Here is a 22219-nt window from a genome sequence, read left to right as displayed (position 1 = left end):
GCTCACCGTCCCGTCCACCGCGCGGGGCGGCGCTCGGCGAAGGCGGTCATGCCCTCGCGTACGTCCGCCGAGGCCATCAGGGTCTTCATCTCCCCGCGCTGGAAGGCGAAGGCGTCGGCGTCGGGCGCTCCGTCGGCGGCGCGGACGACGCGCTTGACGGCCGCGAGCGCGAGCGGGGCGTTCTCCGCGAGCCGTTCGGCCAGCCGGAGCGCCTCGGCGACGGCCTGGCCGGATGCGGTGACCCGGTTGGCCAGGCCCAGTTCGCCGGCCCGGCGGCCGTCGACGGGTTCGCCGGTCAGCAGGAGTTCCATGGCCAGGTGGTGCGGGACGCGCTTGGGCAGCCTGATCACGCCGCCGCCCGCGGCGATCAGGCCCCGCTTGACCTCGGGCAGCCCGAACCGGGCGTCCTCGGCAGCGACGATCAGGTCGCAGGCCAGGGCCAGTTCGAAGCCGCCGCCCATGGCGTAACCCTCGACGGCGGCGATCAGGGGCTTGGCCGGTTCGGCCTCGGTCAGGCCGCCGAAGCCGCGGCCTTCGACCTCGGGCGACTCGCCGCGCAGCGCGGCCTTGAGGTCCATGCCGGCGCTGAACGTGCCGCCCTCGCCGGTCAGGACGCCGGCCCGCAGCTCGGGGTCGGCATCCAGTTCGTCCAGTGCGCCGGCCAGGCCGGCGGCGACCGCGGCGTTCACGGCGTTGCGTGCCTCGGGGCGGTCGAGGGTGAGCAGCAGGGTGGAGCCGATCCGTTCGGTGCGTACGACGGGGGTGGTGGGGGTGCTCATGGCTGTCCTCCTGTGACGGTCAGACGGTCGGACGGTCAGCGGCCGTGTCGAGCTCGGCGAGGACGTCCTCGGTGTCCTGGCCGGCGACCGGCGCCAGGCGGCGGATCGAGCCGGGCGTGGCGGAGAAGCGCAGCGGGATGCCGATGGTGCGGACGGTGCCTTCGGTCGGGTGCTCGACGGTGTCGAGGAGGTGGCCGTCGCGTACGTAGGGGTCCTCGTGGGCGCGGTCCAGTTCCAGCACCGGGGCCATGGGGATGCTGTGCTTGGCGCACACCTCGGCCCACTCATCGGTGGTCAGGGCCTGGGCGCAGGTCTCCAGGAGCGCGGCGAGGTCCTCGTGGTCGGCGCTGTCGATGGCGTCCCCGTTCACTCGCGGGTCCTCGGCGAGGTCGGGGCGGCCGGCGGCGGTGAAGAAGTCCCGGTAGTTCTGCGGGTTGTACGGCATGACGCAGGCCAGGCCGTCCTTGGTGCGCACCGCCTTGTGGCCCTTCAGCATCGACAGGGCGAAGCCGGTGGGGCCGGTCTCGGGCACGTGGGTGTGTCCCGCCAGGTGCTCGACCAGGTTGAACGCGATGAGGGTGTCCGTCATCGGGATCTCGACGAGCTGGCCCTGCCCGGTCCTGTTCCGGTGCAGCAGGGCGGCGAGCACGCTGTAGGCGATGGTCAGGGAGGAGACCTTGTCGCCGATGATGGTCGGCAGGTAGACGGGTTCGCCCAGCGCGCGGTCGGCGATGTCGACCAGGCCGGACGCGGCCTGCACGGTCTCGTCGTAGGCGGCGTTGCCCGCCCGGTCCGAGTCGCTGCGGAAGCCCTGGGCGTGCGCGTAGACGAGCCCCGGGTTGCGGGCGGCGATGTCGTCGTAGGACAGGCCGAGGCGGTGCAGTGCGCCCGGCCGCATGTTGGTGATCAGCACGTCCGCGGTGTCGATCAGCTTCAGCGCCCGCTCGCGGTCGGTGTCGTCCTTGAGGTTGAGGGCGACGCTGCGCTTGTTGCGGTTGACGTTGAGGTTCAGCGGGGTCATGCCCGGTGTGGTGCGGTAGTGGCCCACGCGCACGGTGTCGGTGGGCGACTCGATCTTGATCACGTCGGCGCCCAGGTCGCCGAGGATCTGGGCCGCGTAGGGGCCCATCACCACGGTCGACAGGTCGATCACGCGGATGCCTTCCAGGGGGCCGGTGGCGGTGTCCGTGATGTCCGTCATCGCTTTTCCTTCAACTCCTCGCTTCGCCATGTATGTGTATCTGGAAACTAAGTTAGCAAGGAGGCCCTGGAGAACGGAAACAAATGGAGTGACCAATAGACGAAAGGCGGTATGACCGCAGTGGTCATACCGCCTTTTGTGAATACTTTTGCGGGTCAGGTGTGAAGCGGCTCGGCGAAGATCTCGCGGGCGGCTGCGACGACTTCCTCCAGGTCACCGCCGCGCGCCCGGTCCTTGCGCCAGAGCAGACCGGTCTCCAGTCGGGGATGGAAATCCGAGAAGGGCAGAACGGTCACATTGTCGAGACGGTAATTCTGCACGGGGCTCCGCGGATCCAGCATGGAAATCGAGAAAGCCAGGCCGCTGGACACTATTTCGGAAACCCCCTCGAACGTGGCGCTGCCGATTTCGATCCGTTTCTTGATGCCGAGCTCGGCCAGTTGCTGGTCGAGACCGCGGAAATAGGCGTTGGTGACGGCCGTGGGCGAACCCGCGTAGGCGAGTCCGGACAGTTCGGCCAGGGCGATCGACTCCCGCCCCGCGAACCGGTCCCTGGGCACGACCGCGCCGAGGCGCTCCGACATCACCGGCAGCTGCTCCAGGGCCGGGTCGCCGCCGACCGGGAGCCGGGCCAGGGTCAGCGCCAGTCTGCCGTCGCACACCGCGTCGACCAGCCGCTCGGTGCCGCCCGGCCAGCGTTTGATCTCGAACCGGTCGCCGACCCGCTCGGCGAGGGCGGCCATGCGTGCGCGCAGGTCCGGATGGATGCCGCTGGGGACACCGAGCAGCAGGGTGGTCCGGCGCGGCCGGGTCGTCTCGTCCAGCCGCCACTGGATGGAGTCGACCTGCTCCAGGACCCCGCGGGCGATCGGCAGCAGCACGCTGCCGGCCGGGGTGAGCCGCACATGGTGGGTGTCGCGGTCGAACAGCCGGTGTCCGAGTTCGTTCTCGAGGTCCTTGATCCGCCGGCTCAACGGGGAAGCGGCCATGTGCAGTTTGCGGGCCGCGGTGGAGAAGTTCAGTTCTTGGGCGACGGCGACGAAATAGCGCAGGTGCAGGAGCTCCACGCGGTTCACCCTAACCGCTGCGGCCTGGGGTCCCGGGGGCCGTGGGGCCGGGGGCCGTGGGGCACCGCAGTCCCTCCTCCATCAGCTCCTACTCCAGCAGCTCCTTCTGCATCAGCTCCTTCTCCATCAGCGTGAAGGACTTGGGCGCCCCGCCCGGCTGCGGCTTGCCCTGCTTGTGGCCGACGACGCGGTAACCGGCCGCCCGGTAGTAGGCGTTGAGCTGTGCGTTGTCCGCCAGGCAGTCCAGACGGACCCGGGCCCGTCCGGCCTCGGCCACCCGGCGTTCCGCGGCCTCCAGCAGCCGTCGCCCTGTCCCGGGCGGGGCGGTGTCCCGGTCCACCATGAGCCGGTGCACGTACCCGGCCACGGGCGGCTGCGGTCCCCAGGCGTCCTCGTCCTCCCACCACAACTCCCAGGCTCCGCCGACGCCCCCGCCGCCCTCCGCGAGCCACACCTCGCCGTGTGCCATGACCCGGCGGAAGTGCTCCTCGCCCAACTCCCCGGGCCGCCACTGCCCGATGATGCCGCGGGCCAGCATCCAGCGGGCCGCGTCGTCGCGGAGGCGGACGAGGGTGGGCAGGTCGGCCTCGGTGGCCGGGCGTACGCGTAGATCATTCACGCGGGGATCGTCGCACAACCGTCCGATGTCGGTCCGTCAGCACCTCCACCACCCGTCCCCCATCCCGTTCGGCGTCCCACGGGTGGGACGTTCTCCCTGGTCAGAGCCGGTGCTGCCATTCCAGCGTTCCAAAGATCCCAATGGAATGGCGGATGGGACGAAACGTGGCACAGGCTTGGGACATCGAAGCCCGCCGCCCCGTTCGAGGGCGGCGACGCCGATCCCACCTTCCGGTTCCGGCCGCGCATCTGTCCGGTCGACGCCCATGAACCGGAGGACATCGTTCCGGAAATTCGGAACGCAGGAAACTCGAAACTCAGAGAAAGCAGTTCATCGCATGCGTATCGCACAGCGCTTCACCACCCGCGTGGCCGCCTCCTCCCTGGTCGCTGCCGCCGCCTTCGCGCTCGTCGGTGTCCAGGCCGCGGGCCAGACGGCCTCCGCCGCCACCCCGCAGAAGGCCGCCGCGACCGTCGACTGCACCGCGGCGAACACGAAACTGACCGTCGAGGACGTCTCCCGGCCCATCAACACCCTGCTGCTGACGGCCACCAACACCGGCACCAAGCCCTGCAACCTCTACGGTGCCCCCTACCTGGCCGCCGGCGCCGGCGCCCAGGCTCCCGTCCCGTGGCTGGACTCCAGCAAGCCCCAGGCCGTGGTGACCCTGGCTCCCGGCGAGTCCGGATACGCCGGCATCGGGACCTCCAGCCCTGACGGCGACGACGGCCACATCGCCAAGACCCTGGGCGTGGACTTCTCGAACAAGAACCTGAACGGCTCGCTCGGCAAGGGCGCGACGCTGAAGCTGCCCGACGGCGGCGTGTACTTCAACAGCGCCAACTTCGTCACGTACTGGCAGAGCGACGTGTACGACGCGCTGTTCGGCTGAGCCGACCGGCGTCCCACGGCACCGCCGGTGGTGGCGGTGCCGTGGGACGCGGAGCACGTGCCGAAGTCCTCCCGGACGCGTTGTTCGGGCAGCGGAACCAGGTGGCCGAACAAACCGTGTCGCGACTGAACTGGGCTCGCCGGAAAGGGCAAGCAGCACGGAGAGGGGGCGTCGGATGGGCGGGAACAGGGGCGTCGCGGTCGTGGTCGCCGGGCTGGTACTGGCCGTCGGGGGGTGCGGGGAGGGCGGGACGGACGACCAGGCCGCCCCGTCCTCGGCCGAGCCGAAGCCGACCCGGTCGCCGTCTTCGTCGGCGTCGCCGCCGTCCGAACTCGTGGAGTGGGTCGGCGACATGTGCGAGTCGACGGTCGCGCTTCGGAACCTGCGCGAGGAGAGCGCCGCGGATCTGAAGGAGATCCGGGACTCGGACGACGAGACCGGGATGCTCGCCCACGCCCGCGCCCTCGGTTACCTCTCCAGGACGCCGGCGGACGTGGAGACCGGTCCTGCGCGCTACAAGTACTACATGTACGACCTGGGACCGGGCGACCAGTTCGTCTCGACGTCCAAGTCGGGCGTACGGGACGCGTTCCGCCCGGTCGTCCGACGGTGACCATCCGCCCGGCCCGTCACGCCCGCCGCATCCGCCGCAGCGCGGCCCGGGCCGGGAAAACCGCACGCACTCCCAGGAACACCAGCAGCCCGAACGGCGACAGCAGGATCACCCTGCGATGCGAGCGGTCGGCCCCGAGGAAGGAGAGATCGAAGAGGAACCCGGTCATGCCACGAGGTCCTTAGGGGCGGGAGCACCTGCCGCTTCCGTCACCCCGTGGGGAGGAGAGGTCCGGCCCGTCCGCAGAGCCCCGTACGCCCCGAGAGCGACGGCGAGCAGGATCAGCCCGGCCGCCCCCAGCGTCGCCCCGTCCGGACGCATCAGCGACTGGCCGCGCAACGCCTGCCAGAGGAGCAGGGCGAAGACCGCCGCGTACGCGCCCGAGGCGAGCAGGACGAGACGCAGCCGGACGCGTTCGTCGGCGAGACGGGAGAAGCGCGGTGCGAGGACGGTCAGCGCCATGAGGAGCAGCGGCAGGAGTTGCAGCGCGTGCATGCCGAAGAAGTGCGGGATGCGCAGATCACCGCCGGTCGTGGACCAGCCGGTCAGCGGCATCGAGGGACCCCCGTCCGGTACGCCCACGCTGTGCGCGCCGACCACCTCGGAGACGCCGCGCCGCTGCCCCGGCGCGGGCTGAGTCATCAGGAAGCCGACGGCGGCCCCGGCCAGCGCCAGCAGGATCCCGGAGCGCATCGCCCAGGCGGACGCCCGGTCGGCGATCCGGGCGCGCAGCAGCAGCACGGCGACGACGAGCGTGCCGGCCCACAGGACGACGACCGTGACGGCCATCGCGTTGAACAGCGCCTCGTCGAACGGTGTCTCGTGGTTGAAGTGGCTGCGCTTGCCGCGGACGACCTGCCCGGTGATGATCACCATCTCGACGAGACTCGCCAGCGCGACGACGGTCCCCGCCCACCAGCCCACGCGCCGCCGGTCGGGCAGCAGCGACAGCATCCAGGCGAGCGACAGGCAGTACGCCACGAACGACACCGCGAACTTGAACGGCTTGGCCCAGATCGGCGCCCCCACGAGCACACGGTCGTCGACCACGATTCCCACCGCGGACACGACCGCCATGACCGCCATCGCGGTCGAGAACACCACCAGCGGCCGGTGCCAGGACGTACGTAAGAACTCCATGCCCACCCCTGAGTCAGATGACCTGTGAATGGATAGCGGCACTATCCGCTATCGGATAGCCCCACTATCTATCATGGGAGCCGGGTCGGCAAGGGCCGGTCCCACGGGCAGGGCGGATTTCGAGGAGTGAACCGGCGTTGCGCATCGGAGAGTTGAGCCGGAAGACCGGGGTGCCGGTGCCGACGATCAAGTACTACGTCCGTGAAGGGCTGCTCCCCGGGGGCGAGCTGACCAGCCGCAACCAGGCGAGTTACGACGAGACACACGAACGCCGGCTCCGGCTGATCCGCGCCCTGCTCGACGTCGGCGGCATGAAGGTGGCGGAGATCGCGGACGTCCTGGCGGCCGTCGACGACCCGGACCGCCCCCTGCACAAGGTGCTCGGCGCGGCAGCCGACCGCATGGGCGGCCCGCCCGCCGACCAGGACGACGCCGAAGCGGCGGACGCCCGCGCCACCGTGTCCGACCTCATCTCCCGACGCGGCTGGCGCACCCACGCCTCGAACCCCGCCGCCGCCGACCTCTCCAGAGCCCTGGCCGCCCTGACCCGGCTGGGCCACGGAACCTTCGCCGAACTCCTCGACACCTACGCCGAAGCCGCCGAACAGGTGGCCCGGGCCGACCTCGCGTACGTGGACCGGCGGGTCGCGGTCGAGGACATCGTGGAGGGCGTGGTCATCGGCACGGTCCTGGGCGAGGCGGTGTTCAGCGCACTGCGCCGCCTGGCCCACGTCGACGCCTCGGCCAGGCTGTACGGGGCGGAGGACGGGACGAGCTAGCCGACAGGTCGCCTGCAGGACTCCCGGTGCCCCGCGCCGGGGGTCGTTACCGTGTACTCCCTATGGACATACGCGGGGGCTTACAGGAGTGGTGGGAGCGCGGGCGGGAGCTGGGGGCGGCCAATCCGCTCCTCGTCGACATCGGTGTCGCGCTCCTGGTCCAGGCCGCGATGACCATGCCGTTCGTCGTGCCGCGGGCGGCCGGGGCGCCGCCGGCGACCTGGGCCGCGTACGGGCTCAGCACGCTCACCGTGCTGCCCCTGGTCTGGCGGCGGCGCGCCCCCGTCGCCGTGCTGTTCGCGGTGCTGGCCGCCAACGGGCTGTACCAGCTGGCCGTGAACGGGCCCGGGCAGCCGTTGCCGTACACCGGGCTCGTGGTCGTGTACACCATTGCCGCACTGTCGCCCGCGCGCAAACGGCTCGTCACCGGGCTCGTGTTGCTGGCCGCCGTGCCGGGGGGCGTGTGGCTCAACACCCGGTCGGCACGGGAACTGACCTTCTCCGTCTTCGTGGTCGCCGCCGCCTATGTCTTCGGGCGGCTCACGGACGCCCGTCAGCGGGCGCACCGCGTCGCGGCCGAGCAGGTCGCCGCCCGCGAACGAGCCCGTATCGCACGGGAGATGCACGACATCCTCTCCCACGCCGTGAGCCTGATGATCGTGCAGGCGGAGGCCGGACCGGTGGCCGTGCGGGCCGCGCCGGAGCGGGCCGAGGCCGCATTCGACGCCATCTCCGCTACCGGGCGGGACGCCATGACGCAGTTACGCCGGATGCTGGGGGTGCTGCGTGAGGGTGACGACGACAGCGGCGGCACCGGACCGCGCGAACCACAGCCCGGGGTCGTGGAGTTGGCCGGTCTGTGCGACCGGGTGCGGGCCGGGAGTGGGCTGGATGTGGTGTACCGGACCGCGGGGGCCGTCCGGCCGGTGCCGGGGGCGGTCGGGGCGACCGTCTTCCGGGTGGTGCAGGAGGCCCTCACCAATACCGTCCGGCACGCCGGTGCCAGTACCGTCACCGTACAACTGACCTATGGGGGCGACGACTTGAGCGTGTGTGTAACCGATGACGGGCGTGGGCCGCAGACCGGGGGCGCCGGCCGCCGGGGCGGGCACGGGCTCGTCGGGATCCGGGAGCGCGCGGCGGCGCTCGGAGGGAGCGCGGTGACCGGGCGCGCAGCGGACGGGCGGGGGTTCGAGGTGCGGGTGCGGATTCCCGTGACGGCCGCGGTGGAGGCCGGGCGGTGACCATCCGGGTGGTGGTCGCCGACGACCAGGAGCTGGTGCGCAGCGGCTTCGCGCTGATCCTGGACGTCCAGCCGGACATCGAGGTCGTCGCGGAGGCGGGCGACGGGGCCGAGGCCGTCGAAGCGGTGCGGCGGCACGCCCCCGATGTGGCGCTGCTCGACGTGCGCATGCCGCGCATGGACGGGATCGAGGCCTGCCGGGCGATCAGCGCCGCGAGCGCCTGCCGGACGGTGATGCTCACGACCTTCGACTCCGACGAGTACGTGTACGACGCACTGCACGCGGGCGCGAGCGGCTTCCTGCTCAAGGACGTCCGCCGGGACGATCTCGTGCACGCGGTACGGGTCGTCGCCGGGGGCGACGCCCTGCTCGCGCCCTCCGTGGCCCGGCGTCTGGTGGAGCAGTACACGCGCTCCACGAGGCACCCGCGGCCCGCCGCCCGGCTGGACGTGCTGACCGGGCGGGAGCGCGAGACGCTGCTGCTGCTCGCCCGGGGCCTGTCCAACGCCGAGATCGCCGCGGAGCTGGTGGTCAGCGACCACACGGTCAAGACGCACGTCGGCAACGTCCTGGCCAAGTTGGGTCTGCGCGACCGGATCCAGGCCGTGATCTGCGCGTACGAGACCGGGCTCGTCGCGGCCGGGGATCCCCCGCCCGGGGGAGCGGACCGGGCCGGGCCCTCCCCCACGTCGGCGAAGACCTGACCCTCCGAGACCCCCTGCGCGGGCGATCCGCCCGGCACCGCCGGTCCCGAGGATGGAGCCGTACCCACGACACCGGCTCACACCCACGGAGTTGACCATGCCCCGTACCGCTTCCCTGCTGGCCGCCGTACTCCTCGCGGGCGTCGTGGCGGGACCGTCCGCCCTCCCGGCCGCAGCCGCCACGCCCCCTGACCGGGCCCTCGCCCAGCTGACCGCCCAGCCCCAGAACCCCGCACTCGCCGCCGCCATCGCGGGCCTTCCCAGCGCCGACGCGACCGCCGCCCTCGTGCGGGTCGGAGGCGACGAGGGCGTCTGGCGGGGCAGTTCGGGGGTGCACGATCTGCGCACCGGCCGGCCGGCCGATCCGGGCGCCCGCTTCCGCGCCGGTTCCGTGACCAAGGTCTTCACCGCGGCGGTCGCCCTGCACCTGGCCGCCGAGGGCAGACTGGACCTGGACCGCAGCGCCCGCTCCTACCTGCCGGAGCTGATCCCGGCGTCGTACGGGGACGTCACCGTCCGGCAGCTCCTGAACCACACGCACGGCATCCCGGCCCCCGACGTCCCCGGCACCACGGTCGAGGAGTGGTACGCCGACCGCTTCCGGGTCCACGACCCCCGGGACATGGTCCGCTCGGCGACCGCGAAGAAGCCCGAGTTCGCGCCGGGCCGGCGGCAGCACTACCTCAACATCGGCTACACGATCACCGGCCTGCTGATCGAGCGCGTCACCGGTGACACGTACGAGCGTCAGGTCGCCCGGCGGATCCTGCGCCCGCTCGGGCTGCACGACACGTACCTGCCCGGAAAGAACCCGCGCATCACCGGCCGGCACAACCACGGCTACCAGATCATGCGGCTGGACGACGGCACGACCGGGCTGCGCGACGTGTCCGTGTGGGGGTCCACGGACGGCTGGGCGGCCGGGGACATCATCTCGACCACGGCGGATCTCGAACGGTTCACCAAGGCCCTGTTCCAGGGCCACGTCGTGCGCGGACCGCTCCTGGAGGAGATGTTCACGCTGCCGCAGGTGACCGACTTCGAAACCGGGGAGCCGGCCGCGTACTCCGTCGGCCTGTCGATGAAGGTGCTCGGCGGCCGCGAGGTGTGGGGCAAGACGGGCGGGCGCTGGGGCTACAACGCGGCCATCGCCTCCACCCGCGACGGCTCGCGCACCCTCGTCTACAGCGTCAACTCCACGGACGCCAAGGGCCAGGACATGAACAAGGTGGCGGAGAACATCATGGTGGCGGTGTACGGGCGGCCGTAACAGCCCTCACACGGTCGGCGGAGCCGCCCGTACGAGGCCCGTCTGGTAGGCGATGACGACCAGTTGGGCACGGTCGCGGGCGTTCAGCTTGGTCATGGCCCGGTGGATGTGCGTGCGGACGGTCAGCGGGCTGAGCGTGAGGTCCTCGGCGATCTCGGTGTTCGACCTGCCCTCCGCGGCCAGGGCCATCACCTCGCGTTCGCGGACCGTCAGGTCGGCGAGGCGCTCCGGCGGCGCCAGATGGGTGCCGGGGGCGGGGGCCAGGAGGAAACGGGTGATGAGGGAGCGCGTGGCGGCGGGTGACAGGAGCGCCTCGCCGGAGGCCACCGTGCGCAGCCCGGCCAGCAGGGTGTCGGCGGTGACGTCCTTGCCGAGGAAACCGCTGGCACCGGCCCGCAGCGCCTGGGCGACGTAGTCCTCGGTCTCGAAGGTGGTGAGGATGAGGACGCGCGTGGCGGACAGCTCCGGGTCGGCGCAGAGCTCGGCGGTGGCGGTGAGGCCGTCGGTGCCGGGCATGCGGATGTCCATGAGGACGATGTCGGGGTGGTGGACGCGGGTCAGCTCCACCGCCTCCGCGCCGTCGGAGGCCTCGGCGACCACCTCGATGTCCGCGCAGGAGTCGATGAGGATCCGGAAGGTGGCCCGCAGCAGGGCCTGGTCGTCGGCGAGCAGCACCCTGATGGTCATGGCGTGGTTCCTTCGGCGGGGTGGGTGGTGGACTGCAGCGGGAGGGCGGTGGTGACCTCGAAGCCGCCCTGGGGGCGGGGGCCGGCGCACAGTTCGCCGCCGATGGAGTGGGCGCGTTCGCGCATGCCGATGACGCCGAACCCGCGGCCCTGGGGGGCCTCGGCCACCGGCTCGCCGGTGCCGTCGTCGGTGACCGTGATCAGCAGGCGGGTGCCGGTGTAGGCGAGGCGCACGCGGGCGGCCTCGGCGGTGGCGTGCTTGGTGACGTTGGTGAGCGCCTCCTGCACGATCCGGAACGCCGTCAGGTCGACACCGGGTGACAGCGGCTGCGGCTCCCCCTCCGTGGTGACGGTGACCTCCAGACCCGCCGACGCGCACGCCGACACCAGCTCGGGCAGACGGGCCAGGCCGGGGGCCGGTTCCAGCGCCGTGGAGCCGGGGCCGGTGTCGTCCTCGTGGTCGTTGTGCCGCAGCAGGCCCAGGGCGGCCTTCAGCTCCCGGAGCGCGGAGGACGTGGTGCCGGTCAGATCGGTGAGGATCTTCCGGGTCTGTTCGGGGTTGCTGAGGGCGAGGTGCGCGGCCGTGCCGGCCTGGGCGTTGGCCAGGGCCATGTGGTGGGCGACGACGTCGTGCAGCTCGCGGGCGATGCGCATCCGTTCCTCGGTGACGCGCAGCCGGGCCTCCTCCTCCCGGGTGCGCTCGGCGTGTTCGGCCCGGGCCTGCACGGCCTGGAGGTAGGCGCGCCGCAGCCGCGTCATGTTGCCGGCGGCGAGGGGCAGCATCAGCCAGAAGAACGGGCCGATCGTCCTCAGCAGCAGCGACAGGTGGTCCATGGAGTGGGAGAACACGGCCGCGACGATCACCGCCAGCATGGTGACGATGCCGTAGACGCGGGTGGTCCGGCGGTCGGTGAGGGTGGCGAGCCAGTACAGCGCCGCCATGACCGGGGCCAGCAGCAGCGGCGTGACCAGATAGCCGAGCGCGACCGCTGCCACCGTGCAGCCCCCGGCGACGACGACGGCGGTGCGCGGGTGGGTGCGGTGCTTGAGCAGGACGAGGCAGGCGACGCCCATGAGGACGGTGGCGGTCTTGTCCTGGTCCGGCGGGTCGGCGCTGGGCAGGGTGAGCGAGCCGCCGAGGGCCGCGCAGCCCATCAGCGCCAGGACCATCGCCAGATCGACCAGGAACGCGTGGCGGGCCGAGAACTCCTCCAGGCGATCCGCGTAGCGCCGCTCCAGGGTGATATTCATCGGGCTCTCCGGGGGGATGGGCTGGGGACCATCGTGGTCGACGTCGGGCGGGAACGCCCGAGGGGCCGCCCGTGTCCTTCGCCACGGGCGGCCCTGGGTGCGGGTTCGTCAGGCGCGCGCCGGCTCCGGGTCCGGCACGGGGTCAGGGGCCGGTTCCCGTTCCGGCCGGGTGAGGGCCTCGCCCTCCACGTCGACGCGGGGCAGCGCCCGGTCCAGCCACTTCGGCAGCCACCAGGCCTTGTCACCGAGCAGGGCGAGGACGGCCGGCACGATCGCCATCCGGACGACGAAGGCGTCGAACAGGACGGCGGAGGCGAGGCCGAACCCGATCATCTTGATCATGGAGTCGCTCTCGCCGATGAACCCGGCGAACACCGCCATCATGATCAGGGCCGCCGCCACGACCACCCGGGCGCTGTGCCGGAAGCCGGACGTGACCGCCTGCGCGGGCGACTCGCCGTGGACGTACGCCTCCCGCATCCGTGAGACGAGGAACACCTCGTAGTCCATCGCGAGGCCGAAGACGATGCCCACCAGGAAGATCGGCATCAGGCTCATGATCGGTCCGGTCTGCTCCACGCCGAGGAGTTCCGCGCCGTGGCCCTGCTGGAACACCACGACGACCGCGCCGAGGGACGCCAGCACCGACAGCAGGAACCCGAGGGCCGCCTTGAGCGGGACGAGCAGGGACCGGAAGACCACCAGCAGCAGCACGACCGCCAGGCCGACGACCACGGTCAGATACGGGACCAGCGCGGCCTGCACCTTCTCAGCGATGTCGATGTTCATCGCGGTGGTGCCGGTGACCTCGAAGCTCGCGCCGGTGCCGGACTCGATGCCGGGCCGCTCGCCGCGGATGGTCGTCACCAGGTCCTTGGTCTTCTCGTCGGTCGGCGCGGTGGACGGCACGACGGAGAAGACGGCGGTGTCACCGGCGTCGTTGAAGCGGGCCGGGAAGACGGACACCACGCCCTTCGTGGCGCCGATCTCCCGGGCGATCTCGCCCGCCGCACCCTTGGGGTCGGCGACGCCCCTGCCGTCCACGACGACGGTCAGCGGTCCGTTGAAGCCCGGCCCGAAGCCCTCGGCGAGCGCGTCGTAGGCGCGGCGTTCGGTGGTGGAAGTCGGCTTGGCCTCGTCCCCGGGCATACCCAGCTGGAGGCCCGCCGCGGGCAGGGCGAGGGCGCCGAGACCGACGGTGCCGAGGAGCAGGACGGGTATCGGGCGGCGCAGTACGAACCGGGCCCAGCGGCTGCCGCCGTTGTCGCCGTCGCTCCCCTCGATCCGGCCGCTCTTGCGGGCCCGCCGGGTGAGCACGGCGTTCGGCCAGAAGCCGAGGAAGGCCGGGACGAGCGTCAGCGCGATCAGTACGGCGACGACGACCGCTCCGGCGGCGGCCAGACCCATCTTGGTGAGCATCGGGATGCCGACCACGGCGAGCCCGGCCAGCGCGATGACGACGGTGAGCCCGGCGAACACGACCGCGGACCCGGCCGTGCCGGCGGCGAGTCCGGCGGCCTCCTGCGGGGCCCGGCCCTTGGCGCGTTCCTCCCGGTAGCGGGAGACGACGAACAGGGCGTAGTCGATGCCGACGGCCAGGCCCAGCATCATCGCCAGGGTGCCGGTGGTGGTGGACAGGCCGAGGGCCTGGGACAGGGTGAGGATCGTGGCCATGCTGACGCCGACGCCGATGAGGGCGGTCAGCAGGGGCAGCCCGGCGGCGGCCAGGGAGCCGAAGGTGACGAGCAGCACGAGGGCGGCGATGGTGACGCCTGTCACCTCGGCCGTGCCGCCCGGTCCGGCGTTGTCCTCCAGCGCGGTGCCGCCCGCCTCGACGGTCAGCCCGGAGTCCCGGGCCTCGACGAGGGCGCGCTCCAGATGGGTCCGGCTGGCGTCGCTGAGGTCCGCCGCCCCGACCTTGTAGGTGACGGTCGCGAAGGCGGTCGAGCCGTCCTTGCTGATCGCCTTCGCCCGGAACGGGTCGACGGCGCTCGCGACCTGCGTGCCGTCGCCGAGGCCGGTCACGGCCTTCTCGATGGCCTGCTTGTTCTCGGCCGCGGTCACCTTCTCGCCACCGGGCGCGATGAACACGACCCGGGCGGTCGCCCCGTCGGCCGTGGCCCCGGGGAAGCGCTGTTCCATCAGGTCGAACGCCTTCTGGGACTCGATGCCGGGCATCGAGAACCCCTCGTCGCCGGCGCCCGGGGCCCTGAGGGCGCCGAGCCCGACGGCGGCCAGCACGGCCGCCCAGACCAGGGCGACGTACCAACGTCGCCGGAAGGCCAGTCGGCCCACTCGGTACAGAAAAGTCGCCACGGCAGCAGGTCTCCACATCCGGTGTCGATCGTCTGCCAAGGCTCTCCGGCGGCGTGCCGTCCCGTCGTCGTGCGGCTGCCGACAATCCCGGCTACTCGCCACGCAGTACGAGCGGGCCTCCCGTACACCTCGGGTACGAGATTCCCGGGCCATCCGACGCGGCCTGTGCTACCGTCGTTGTTGTTGCAGTTTTGGTTCCCAGAGACTTCGAGTGCTCTATCGACCTTCGTCGACGAGCACTCTTTTTAGTTTTCGAGGATTTTCGGATCTCTCCGAGGGTGATCATTTCAGCAACTCCGAGTCCGTAAAGTGCGGGTCTCGGGTTTGTCCCCCAAAGGGAGATTCAGCATGGCATCTGGCACTGTGAAGTGGTTCAACGCGGAAAAGGGCTTCGGCTTCATCGAGCAGGAGGGTGGCGGTCCTGACGTGTTCGCCCACTACTCGAACATCGCCACCTCCGGCTTCCGCGAGCTTCAGGAAGGCCAGAAGGTTACCTTCGACGTCACGCAGGGCCAGAAGGGCCCGCAGGCCGAGAACATCGTCCCTGCCTGACGCTGACGCGTCCGACGTGACCGGGGCCCGCACCGTGAGGTGCGGGCCCCAGCCTCGTTCTCATCCAAAACCCGGCTCAGTGTTGCGAATCCTGGTGCGGCCCCTCCCGGCTGCCGGGAATTCCCCGATACGTGTGCCGCATCGAGGAAGGATCCCCTTGGATCGCACCGCTCGCAAGAACAACGGCTCGCCGCACGCCCGTAAGGCGGCGGGCCGCAGCGTCTCCGCCCGTACGGCCGGTGCGGGCCGTGGCGGCCCCCGGCGCCGTACCGCGCCCGGCGGGGAGTTCGCGCCGCCCGCCACCCTCACGCCGGCGCTGCCCGCCGTCGACGACTTCGCCGGACTCGCCCTGCCCGAGCGGCTGTTGACCGCGCTGCGCGCCGAGGGCATGACCGTGCCGTTCCCCATCCAGGCGGCGACGCTGCCGAACTCCCTGGCCGGCCGGGACGTGCTGGGCCGCGGACGCACCGGGTCGGGCAAGACGCTCGCCTTCGGTCTCGCCGTACTGGCCCGCATCGACGGGCAGCGGGCCGAGCCCCGGCAGCCGCTGGCCCTCGTCCTCACCCCCACCAGGGAACTGGCCCAGCAGGTCACCGACGCCCTCACCCCCTACGCCCAGGCGTTGCGCCTGCGGCTCACCACGGTCGTCGGCGGCATGTCGATCGGCCGCCAGGCGAGCGCGCTGCGCGGCGGCGCCGAGGTCGTCGTCGCGACGCCCGGCCGGCTCAAGGACCTCATAGACCGCGGGGACTGCCGGCTCGACCGTGTCACCGTCACGGTGCTGGACGAGGCCGACCAGATGACCGACATGGGCTTCATGCCGCAGGTGACCGCCCTGCTGGACCAGGTGCAGCCCGGGGGCCAGCGGCTGCTGTTCTCGGCCACGCTGGACCGCAACGTCGACCGCCTGGTCCGCACGTACCTCCACGACCCCGTCGTGCACTCGGTCGACCCGTCCGCCGGCGCGGTCACCACGATGGAGCACCACCTGCTGCACGTGGAGGACGACGACAAGCACGCCACCACGACGGAGATCGCCGCCCGCGACGGCCGCGTGATCATGTTCCTGGACACCAAGCACGCCGCCGACCGGCTGGCCAAGAAGCTGCTGGCCGTCGGGGTGCGCGCCTCCGCCCTGCACGGCGGGAAGTCCCAGTCGCAGCGCACCCGCACGCTGGCCCGGTTCAAGGACGGCGAGGTCACGGTGCTGGTGGCCACCAACGTCGCCGCCCGCGGCATCCACGTCGACAACCTCGACCTGGTCGTCAACGTGGACCCGCCCGCCGACCACAAGGACTACCTGCACCGCGGCGGCCGGACCGCCCGCGCCGGCGAGTCGGGCACCGTCGTCACGCTGGTCCTGCCCCACCAGCGCCGCGAGACGGCCCGCCTGATGGCCGACGCCGGGATCACCCCGCGCGTCACCCGGGTCCGCTCCGGCGCGGAAGAACTGACCCGCATCACCGGCGCGCAGGCCCCCTCGGGCGTGCCCGTCGTCCTCACCCCGCCGCCCTCCGAGAGCGGCCCCACCCGCACGGGTTCGGCCCCGCGCGCCCGACGCGGCAGGCCTTCCAGGGGCCGCCGCCGCTGACCGCTCCGCGGGCGCTCGCCGGGTCCCTCCGCGGATGCCTCCGCGGATCCTCCCCGGCGGAGGCCCGACCCGGCACGGCCCCCGGCGGGCTGCCGACCGCCAGGTCTTCCACCTCGACGCGGCGGGGGCGCCCGTCGTCGGGGGGACCGGGTTACGGCGACGGTACGCGGCGCCCGCGCGCAACGGGTTCCGCCCGGCGCGGAAGGACCCCCTCCCGGCGCCGCCGCTGACCGCTCCCCCGGAGCGCTCGCCGGGTCCCTCCGCGGATGCCTCCCGGGAGCGGAAGCCTGGCGCAGCGCGGCCCCCGGTCGGCTGCCGACCGTCAGGTCGTCGCCTCGACGTGGGTGTCACCTGTCGTCAGGGAGGCCGACCGGTGCGGGGGTTGAGCGGCCCCGCGCGCACTGGTTCACGCCCGGCGCGCGGCAGGTCCTCCCGGCGCCGCCGCCTCGCTGCTCGCGACGGCCCTCCTCAGCGCCCTTCCGTATAGGAGCGGACGTCGTGTGGCCTGTGTCAGGTGGTGGTGCGCGTTGGTGACAGGTGCAGCACCGTTCCCTCCCCGTTCGACGACAGGAGCAGGGAGCCGTCGGGGGCGGCGGTGAGGCCCGCGAAGCGTGGGGCCACGCCGGGGAGGCCGTGGGTGAAGAGGGCGGGGGGCCGGCGCGGCGCGGACCCGGGCGGGGGGCCGACCGCCAGGTTTTCCGCCTCGATCCGGGTGTCGCCCGTCGTCAGGGAGATCGACCAGAGCCGGCGGTGCGCGGTGTCCACGGTGAAGAGTTCGTCGCCTTGGACGGCGAGGCCCTGCGGGGCGCCGAGGGCGTCCGCGAGCGGCACCGGCTCGCCGTCGAGGCGGAGTACCACGCCGCGCCGGTCATCGCTGACGTAGCAGCGGCCCTCGGCGTCGAGCGTGACGTCCACGGGATGGTCGAGGCCCTCGGCCAGGACCGTGACCGTGTCCGTCCCGTCGATGGCGAGGACGCGGCCGGCGCCCGTCTCGGCGACGACCAGGGTGCCGTCGGGCCGGGTCGTGATGCCCAGGGGCTGGTTCAGGCCGGTCGCCCTGGTGCGGGTGGTGCCGGTCGCGGGGTCGTAGGTCTGGACCGTGCCGAACTGCGAGGTCGTGTGCAGGACTTCACCGTCGGCCGTGATGCCGTGGACGAAGGGCTGGAGGATCTCCGTCGTCACGTCGCCCGACGCCCGCGGGTCGGGCTCCTCCGGGCGGGCCACCCGGTAGTGGTCCGCCGCGTACACCGTGCCACCGAGGTCGATCGTCACGCCGTAGGGGCCGTCCAGGCCGCGCGGGACGACGGGCCGGGTGCGTCCGTCGGGGTGGAGCTCCGTGATGCCGCCGCTCGCGAAGCTGGAGACGAACATGCGGTTCTCCCCGTCGAACGCGGCGTTGTCCAGGCCCGTGACCCCGCTGGTGACCAGCGAGCGGGAGCCCGTGCCGTGCAGGTCGACGCGGGTGACGAAGCCCTCGGGGCCGCGCGAGAGCACGTGCAGGACGCCGCCCTGGTCGAAGCGGACCGCGACCGGGTCGTGCACGCCCTCGGCGACGACCTCGGGCACCCCGCCGTCGGGGGGTATGCGCCAGACCTGATTGCTGACCATGTGCGGGTAGTGGAGGCAGCCGTCCGGGCCGAGCTGCATGGCGTTGCCGAGGGCCAGCCCGTCGGTCAGGACGACCGGGTCGCCGCCATCGAGGAACAGCTCCAGCAGCCGGCCGTTCATCCGCATCTCGTTGACGAAGAGCCGGTCGCCGACACATGTGATGCCGTTGGGCACCTTCACCTCGTCGGAGACGAGTCCGTACTCGCCCTCGGGGCTGCGGCGCCACACCCGGCCGGGGACGAGGTCGGCGATGTACATCGACCCGTCCGCCCCGAAGGCCAGGTCGTCGGGCGACTGCACCGGGCCGTCCGGCGGGACCACGACCTCGACGTCCCCGGTGGCCGGGTCGACGGCGCTGATCTGCCCGGCGAGGAACTGCGCGACGTACAGCCGCCCGTCGGGGCCGAACGCCACACCGTTCGAACCCCACAGCGGGTTCGGCGGGTTGAGACGGCGGGCCTGCCAGCGGGTGCTGCGCACGCCACTCGTTTCCTGCCTGCTCGCACGCCCCGTCACGAGCCCAGCACCTCGCCCATGCCGCCCTCCGCACGCCAGCGCCGGATCAGCTCGTAGAACGCGATCGGGCCGTCGCCGTACGACTCGCTGCGGGGTCTCGGCATGCCCTCGGCGTTGTAGTAGCCGGGGGTGCACTCGGACTGGAACTCGTACAGGTCCACGGACTTCGCGCGGATCGTGTCCCCCCAGGCGGCTTCCGCCTCGGCCGTCGGCTCCACGCACCGGACCCCGCGCCTGCGCGCCTCGGCGATCACCTCGGCGACGTGCGTGGCCTGCTCGTCCAGGACGTGTACGTAGTTCACGGAGCTGGCGGACTGCACCGAGCCGAGCATGAACAGGTTGGGGAAACCGCGGCTGTAGAAGCCGTGCAGGGTCCTCGGGCCGGTCCGCCGCCAGGACTCCAGCAGGGCCACGCCGTCCCTGCCGTACGCGGGGAGCTGTCCGGACAGCAGCCCGGAGACGCCGACCTCGAAACCGGTGCCGAAGATGACGCAGTCGACCTCGTACTCCACCCCGCCGACCACGACGGCCCGCTCGGTGACGCGCTCCACGCCCCCGTGGTCGGACGTGTCCACGAGGGTGACGTTCGGCCGGTTGAATGTCTCCAGGTAACCGTCGCTGAACGTGGGCCGCTTGCACATGTAGCGGTACCAGGGCTTGAGCTTCTCGGCGGTCGCCGGGTCCTCGACGATCGCGTCCACCCGGGCCCGCAGTTCGTTCATCTTCTGGAAGTCGGCGATCTCCTCCAGGCGTTCGCGCTCCTCGGGCGTGAGGCCGGTGAAGCCGTCGGTGGGGATGAGCTTCTGCTGGAGGCGGGCGGTGCTGGTCCAGCCGTCGGCCACCAGGTCCTCCTCGGCCCCGGCCCCCGTGACGACCGCGAGGAAGTTGTCCCGGCGCCGCCGCGCCCAGCCGGGCTCCAGCGAGCCGGCCCACTCGGGGTCGGTGGGGCGCTGTCCGCGCACGTCCACGGAGGACGGGGTGCGCTGGAAGACGTACAGGTGCTGTGCGTCCCGGCCCAGGTGCGGCACGACCTGGATGGCGGTGGCGCCGGTGCCGATGAGGGCGACGCGTTTGTCGGCGAGCCCCGTCAGTCCGCCGTTCGCGTCGCCGCCGGTGTAGCCGTAGTCCCAGCGGCTGGTGTGGAACCTATGGCCCTTGAAGGTCTCGATGCCTTCGATCCCGGGCAGTTTGGGCTGGCTGAGCAGCCCGGTGGCCGCGACGACGTGGCGTGCGGTCATGCGGTCGCCGCGGTCGGTGGTGACGGTCCAGGCGGACTCGCCCTCGTCCCAGCGCAGTTCGCTCACCTGGGTCCGGAAGCAGGCGTCGCGGTAGAGGCCGAAGTGCCGGGCGATCGCCTGCGCGTGCTGCCGGATCTCCTCACCCGGCGCGTACTTCCACTTCGGGACGTAGCCGAGTTCCTCCAGCAGGGGCATGTAGACGTACGACTCGATGTCACAGTGGATGCCCGGGTACCGGTTCCAGTACCAGGTGCCACCGAAGTCGGCGCCCTTCTCGATGATCCGGACGCTCTCCAGGCCCGCCTGGCGCAGCCGGGCCCCGGTCAGCAGGCCGCCGAAGCCGCCGCCGACGACCACCACCTCGACGTGGTCGTGCAGGGGCTCCCGGGTGAACCCGGGCTCGGCGTACGGGTCTTCGTCGAAGTGGCCGTACTCGCCGGTGGTGCGCCGGTACTGGCGGTTGCCGTCCGGGCGGATCCGCCGGTCGCGCTCGGCCCGGTACCGCTCGCGCAGCGCGTCCGGGTCGAAGTCCAGGGCCGGCACGGAGGTGTGGGCGGTGGACATGCGTGGCCTCTTCCTCTCGTAGGGCGATCAGACGGCAGCCCAGGCGTTGTCCACCGGCAGGACGACGCCGTTGACGCTGCTCGCCGCGTCGGAGGCGAGATAGACGACGGCGGCGGCCTGCTCCTCCGGTTCGCAGAGGCGGCCCATGTTGACGAAGTGCCGTCCGACGACGGCCGGTCCGTGGGCCTCCCGGTCGATGTGGACGTCGGCGGTGATGTCGGTGGCCGTGCCGCCCGGGGCTATGGCGTTGGTGCGGATGCCCTGGTCGCGGTACATCACCGCGAGGGAGCGGGTGAGCCCGAGGACGCCGTGCTTGGAGGCGGTGTAGGCCGTGCCGGCCGCGCTGCCGCGCAGCGCCGCCTCGGACGCGGTGTTGACGATGGCGCCGCCGCCCGCCGCGATCATGTGCGGCAGCGCGGCCCGGGTGAGCAGGAACGGCGCGGTGAGGTTGATCCGCAGGACCCTTTCCCACTCGGCGTCGGTGACGTCCGCCGCGGCGGACATGCTGTCCATGACACCGGCGTTGTTGACCAGGACGTCGATGCCGCCGAAGGTGTCGACCGCGGCGGCCACGACCGCGTCGACGACGGCGCGCTCGCTCAGGTCGCCCGTGACGGCGACGGCCGTGCCCCCGTCGGACTCGATGGTCCCGACGACGCTCTTGGCGCCCTCCGCGTTCAGGTCGGCGACCACGACCCGTGCTCCCTCCGCCGCGAACAGCAGGGCGGTGGCGCGGCCGATGCCGGAGGCGGCTCCGGTGACGATGACGCTCTTGCCTGACAGACCCGTGGCACCCATGGCGCTCCTCTGCTCGTCGCGTTGGCCCGGCGTGCGGGCACAGTACTGGTTTTTGTCTCAGTGCGACATAAAGACGCGATGTGCCACGTGGTCATTTCACGCCAGATAGACGTGGCGCGACGTAAAATAGAGTGGCGGGGCAAGTCGAGGAGGGCGCATGGCCGGACGATCGGGTGGGGCCACCGGGCGGCCACCCCTGACGGAGCGGCGGCGCGCCGAGACGCGGATGGAGATCGCCGAGGAGGCGGTCCGGCTCTTCGCCGCCAAGGGCGTGGCGGCGGTCACGGCGGAGGACATCGCCTCCGCGGCGGGGGTGTCGACGCGCACGCTGTGGCGGTACTTCCGCTCCAAGGAGGAGTGCGTACGTCCCCTGCTCACCACGGGCCTGGAACTGCTGACGGACCATCTGCGGGACTGCGGGGGCGATCACGCCTCGCTCGCCGAGGCGATCCTGAGCCTCCGGTTCGACGACGAGACCTCACCGCGTGTGCGGGCCCTGCGCGACCTGCTGCGGCTCGGCCGCGACGAGCCCGGGCTGCGTGCGGTGTGGCTGGAGGCGCACCACGACGCGGAGGCCGCGTTCGCCGCGATGATCGCCGAGCGCACGGGCCGGCCGGCCGGTGATCTCGCGGTCCGGGTGGAAGCGGGCGTGCTGAACACCGCGATGCGCATCGCGGTGGAGGACTGGGCCCTGCGCTCCGACGGCTCGGCGGGCCCGTCGTTCGCGGAGACCGTGACGCGCGCGCTGCGGATGATCGACGTGGTTGAGCGGGCCTGAGGGTTCCCGGAGA

General features: G+C 72.1%; 21 protein-coding genes. 9 read left to right on the top strand and 12 right to left on the bottom strand.

Going from position 1 to position 22219, the window contains the following annotated elements; translation table 11 throughout:
- Positions 1-2: 2 nt before the first annotated feature.
- The 4 genes from ABZ192_RS00310 to ABZ192_RS00295 all read right to left on the bottom strand — a co-directional run bounded on the left by ABZ192_RS00310 (position 3) and on the right by ABZ192_RS00295 (position 3666).
- The gene (locus ABZ192_RS00310) at positions 3-779 is read right to left on the bottom strand and encodes a crotonase/enoyl-CoA hydratase family protein (protein WP_356922296.1); all 777 of its coding nucleotides are present in this window, start codon (positions 777-779) and stop codon (positions 3-5) included.
- Between the two features lie 19 nt (positions 780-798).
- Positions 799-1980 carry a CoA transferase gene (locus ABZ192_RS00305; RefSeq protein ID WP_356922295.1) on the bottom strand — a complete coding sequence of 394 codons (1182 nt, stop codon included), beginning with the start codon at positions 1978-1980 and terminating at the stop codon, positions 799-801.
- A gap of 155 nt (positions 1981-2135) precedes the next feature.
- Entirely contained in the window at positions 2136-3047 is a 912-nt protein-coding gene (locus ABZ192_RS00300) for a LysR family transcriptional regulator (protein ID WP_356922294.1), read from the bottom strand.
- Between the two features lie 88 nt (positions 3048-3135).
- Positions 3136-3666, bottom strand: coding sequence for a GNAT family N-acetyltransferase (locus tag ABZ192_RS00295; protein ID WP_356922293.1), 531 nt, complete (start codon positions 3664-3666; stop codon positions 3136-3138).
- A gap of 337 nt (positions 3667-4003) precedes the next feature.
- Here ABZ192_RS00295 and ABZ192_RS00290 point away from each other — a divergent pair, with 337 nt between their 5' ends.
- Together ABZ192_RS00290 and ABZ192_RS00285 are read left to right on the top strand one after the other, a co-directional pair.
- The gene (locus ABZ192_RS00290; protein ID WP_356922292.1) at positions 4004-4558 is read left to right on the top strand and encodes a DUF4232 domain-containing protein; all 555 of its coding nucleotides are present in this window, start codon (positions 4004-4006) and stop codon (positions 4556-4558) included.
- A gap of 175 nt (positions 4559-4733) precedes the next feature.
- A complete protein-coding gene (locus ABZ192_RS00285) occupies positions 4734-5171 on the top strand; it encodes a hypothetical protein (protein ID WP_356922291.1) in 438 nt (145 codons plus the stop codon).
- A 16-nt stretch (positions 5172-5187) separates the two neighbouring features.
- On the opposite strand, the gene ABZ192_RS00280 is transcribed toward ABZ192_RS00285, so the two are convergent.
- Both ABZ192_RS00280 and ABZ192_RS00275 read right to left on the bottom strand, forming a co-directional pair.
- Complete coding sequence (locus tag ABZ192_RS00280) at positions 5188-5340, bottom strand: hypothetical protein (RefSeq protein WP_356922290.1); 153 nt, start codon at positions 5338-5340, stop codon at positions 5188-5190.
- Positions 5337-6257: a hypothetical protein gene (locus ABZ192_RS00275; protein WP_356922605.1), complete on the bottom strand. Its 921-nt coding sequence runs from the start codon at positions 6255-6257 to the stop codon at positions 5337-5339. The genes ABZ192_RS00280 and ABZ192_RS00275 overlap by 4 nt, the downstream gene beginning before the upstream one ends.
- Before the next feature lie 191 nt (positions 6258-6448).
- Here ABZ192_RS00275 and ABZ192_RS00270 point away from each other — a divergent pair, with 191 nt between their 5' ends.
- The 4 genes from ABZ192_RS00270 to ABZ192_RS00255 all read left to right on the top strand — a co-directional run bounded on the left by ABZ192_RS00270 (position 6449) and on the right by ABZ192_RS00255 (position 10308).
- Positions 6449-7090, top strand: a complete 642-nt coding sequence (locus tag ABZ192_RS00270; protein ID WP_356922289.1) for a MerR family transcriptional regulator — start codon at positions 6449-6451, stop codon at positions 7088-7090.
- 62 nt (positions 7091-7152) lie between these two features.
- Entirely contained in the window at positions 7153-8334 is a 1182-nt protein-coding gene (locus tag ABZ192_RS00265) for a histidine kinase (RefSeq protein ID WP_356922288.1), read from the top strand.
- Entirely contained in the window at positions 8331-9038 is a 708-nt protein-coding gene (locus tag ABZ192_RS00260) for a response regulator transcription factor (RefSeq protein ID WP_356922287.1), read from the top strand. Before ABZ192_RS00265 ends, ABZ192_RS00260 begins: the two co-directional genes overlap by 4 nt.
- A gap of 97 nt (positions 9039-9135) precedes the next feature.
- Entirely contained in the window at positions 9136-10308 is a 1173-nt protein-coding gene (locus tag ABZ192_RS00255; RefSeq protein WP_356922286.1) for a serine hydrolase domain-containing protein, read from the top strand.
- Positions 10309-10314: 6 nt separating this feature from the next.
- Here ABZ192_RS00255 and ABZ192_RS00250 read toward each other — a convergent pair whose 3' ends face one another.
- The 3 genes from ABZ192_RS00250 to ABZ192_RS00240 form a co-directional block, all read right to left on the bottom strand.
- The gene (locus ABZ192_RS00250; RefSeq protein WP_356922285.1) at positions 10315-10995 is read right to left on the bottom strand and encodes a response regulator transcription factor; all 681 of its coding nucleotides are present in this window, start codon (positions 10993-10995) and stop codon (positions 10315-10317) included.
- Positions 10992-12245, bottom strand: a complete 1254-nt coding sequence (locus ABZ192_RS00245) for a sensor histidine kinase (RefSeq protein ID WP_356922284.1) — start codon at positions 12243-12245, stop codon at positions 10992-10994. Before ABZ192_RS00245 ends, ABZ192_RS00250 begins: the two co-directional genes overlap by 4 nt.
- 108 nt (positions 12246-12353) lie before the next feature.
- Positions 12354-14561, bottom strand: coding sequence for an MMPL family transporter (locus tag ABZ192_RS00240; protein WP_356922283.1), 2208 nt, complete (start codon positions 14559-14561; stop codon positions 12354-12356).
- 348 nt (positions 14562-14909) lie between these two features.
- On the opposite strand from ABZ192_RS00240, the gene ABZ192_RS00235 reads away from it, so the two are divergent.
- Complete coding sequence (locus ABZ192_RS00235) at positions 14910-15113, top strand: cold-shock protein (RefSeq protein WP_010032345.1); 204 nt, start codon at positions 14910-14912, stop codon at positions 15111-15113.
- A gap of 157 nt (positions 15114-15270) precedes the next feature.
- Positions 15271-16704, top strand: a complete 1434-nt coding sequence (locus ABZ192_RS00230) for a DEAD/DEAH box helicase (RefSeq protein ID WP_356922282.1) — start codon at positions 15271-15273, stop codon at positions 16702-16704.
- 510 nt (positions 16705-17214) lie between these two features.
- Here ABZ192_RS00230 and ABZ192_RS00225 read toward each other — a convergent pair.
- The 3 genes from ABZ192_RS00225 to ABZ192_RS00215 are packed head-to-tail and all read right to left on the bottom strand — an operon-like array spanning position 17215 to position 21428.
- Positions 17215-18792, bottom strand: coding sequence for a hypothetical protein (locus ABZ192_RS00225; RefSeq protein ID WP_356922281.1), 1578 nt, complete (start codon positions 18790-18792; stop codon positions 17215-17217).
- A 32-nt stretch (positions 18793-18824) separates the two neighbouring features.
- Positions 18825-20630 (bottom strand): NAD(P)/FAD-dependent oxidoreductase, encoded by a 1806-nt coding sequence (locus tag ABZ192_RS00220; protein WP_356922280.1) that lies wholly within the window; start codon positions 20628-20630, stop codon positions 18825-18827.
- Between the two features lie 27 nt (positions 20631-20657).
- Positions 20658-21428: a glucose 1-dehydrogenase gene (locus ABZ192_RS00215; RefSeq protein ID WP_356922279.1), complete on the bottom strand. Its 771-nt coding sequence runs from the start codon at positions 21426-21428 to the stop codon at positions 20658-20660.
- 157 nt (positions 21429-21585) lie between these two features.
- Between ABZ192_RS00215 and ABZ192_RS00210 the strand changes: the two genes are divergently transcribed.
- Positions 21586-22206 carry a helix-turn-helix domain-containing protein gene (locus ABZ192_RS00210; protein WP_356922278.1) on the top strand — a complete coding sequence of 207 codons (621 nt, stop codon included), beginning with the start codon at positions 21586-21588 and terminating at the stop codon, positions 22204-22206.
- Positions 22207-22219: the final 13 nt, after the last annotated feature.

The sequence above is a fragment of the Streptomyces sp. NPDC006235 genome, from assembly GCF_040613735.1.
Lineage (GTDB): Bacteria > Actinomycetota > Actinomycetes > Streptomycetales > Streptomycetaceae > Streptomyces.
The sequence above is the reverse complement of the archived record's forward strand: the minus strand, read 5'-3'. Positions and strand labels throughout refer to the sequence as shown.